We start from the raw sequence: 1,166 nt of genomic DNA on the forward strand, positions 1-1,166 counted from the left end.
GCGGCCCCCCGCCCCGCGCCCCCCCCCACTCCGTTCCGTACGTATCAGGTCACTCTGTGTCCGTCTCGCGCTACCAAGTGGCCCGCAGCTGGCGGATGATCCGCCGCTTCAGCCGCACCCTGCGGCTGCCGTCCGAGTGCAGGCTCAGGCGGTCCAACTCCCAGTGTCCGTACTCCGCGTGGTCTGTCAGCAGACGCGTGGTTTCCTTGCGGGTGACCCCGCGTGGCACATACACGTCGACAAATTCGTATTCCGGCATCGCATCTATTGTGCAAGTACAGGCCCGGTACGGATAGCGTCTGCACTATGTCTGATGCTGCGCAGCCCACCGCTGCCGAGGTACGTGCCGCCGCCGAGGCGGTCAAGACCGCGCTCGACCGCCACCTTGCCGCGGTCGAACGCAGGTCGGGGGAGGACGACCCGGCCGTCTACGAAGCGTTCAACGAGCTGGCCGCCGCGGCCGAGACCTATGACGAGCTGCTGTACGACCGCTACGACGAGGTCACGCCCTTCGAGATCCCCGGCGCGGACGGCGACGTGCCGCCGTACCAGGGGCCCGAGGAGCCGAACGCGCTGAGCGTGCTGATCCGCAGGGACTACACCGTGGCGGAGCCGCATCGGCTGCTCGCCCAGGCCCAGCGGGTCGCGGATCTGGACGCGGACACGGTGGCGGGCGAGAGTCCGGCCGCCGTCGCGGCCGGCAGCAGCGTGCACGCCGCGCTCGGCGTGCTCTTCGGCGAGTTCGAACCGGACGAAATCGCCTCCCGGCACAAGGAGTTCGGCCTGGAGGAGGGCGACTCCACGCTCTGGGTGACCGCCCTCGACGAGCCCGCCGAGCCGGGGGAGTGGCTTGAGCTCCCCTTCGACCAGGCGGACCCGCACCGGATCGTCTGCCGCTTCGACGTCAGCACCGTCTTCGACGACGAACTGGACGACGAGGACCTCGACGCTGAGGTCGCGGCGGCGGCCGCGCTGGCGCTGGAGGCGGTGGAGGAGCTGGACGAGTCCGATGACCTCGACGATACGGACGGGGCGGACGCGGGCGACGTCGTCGACGTGGACGACGACCGCAGTCCGCTGGACGCCGATCGCTGATTTCCGCGGGCCCGGGGGGCTGGGGGGGGGGCGGTGCCGTCCGTCACGGGGCCCCCCCCCCCCCCCCCCCC

General features: G+C 71.2%; 2 protein-coding genes. One reads left to right on the forward strand and one right to left on the reverse strand.

What is annotated here, in order from left to right:
- Positions 1 to 70: 70 nt before the first annotated feature.
- Positions 71 to 259 (reverse strand): DUF5703 family protein, encoded by a 189-nt coding sequence (locus ACFWY6_RS45515; RefSeq protein ID WP_360772348.1) that lies wholly within the window; start codon positions 257 to 259, stop codon positions 71 to 73.
- A 47-nt stretch (positions 260 to 306) separates the two neighbouring features.
- On the opposite strand from ACFWY6_RS45515, the gene ACFWY6_RS45520 reads away from it, so the two are divergent.
- On the forward strand, positions 307 to 1,095 hold the full coding sequence (locus tag ACFWY6_RS45520; protein ID WP_384703829.1) for a hypothetical protein: 789 nt from the start codon (positions 307 to 309) through the stop codon (positions 1,093 to 1,095).
- Positions 1,096 to 1,166 lie beyond the last annotated feature (71 nt).

It is taken from the genome of Streptomyces sp. NPDC059037 (assembly GCF_042740015.1).
Classification (GTDB): Bacteria; Actinomycetota; Actinomycetes; order Streptomycetales; family Streptomycetaceae; genus Streptomyces.

Excerpts from the sequence above, each read along its gene's own strand:
- ACFWY6_RS45515 (WP_360772348.1), bottom strand. The coding sequence starts at position 259 with ATGCCGGAATACGAATTTGTCGACGTGTATGTGCCACGCGGGGTCACC.
- ACFWY6_RS45520 (WP_384703829.1), top strand. The coding sequence starts at position 307 with ATGTCTGATGCTGCGCAGCCCACCGCTGCCGAGGTACGTGCCGCCGCC.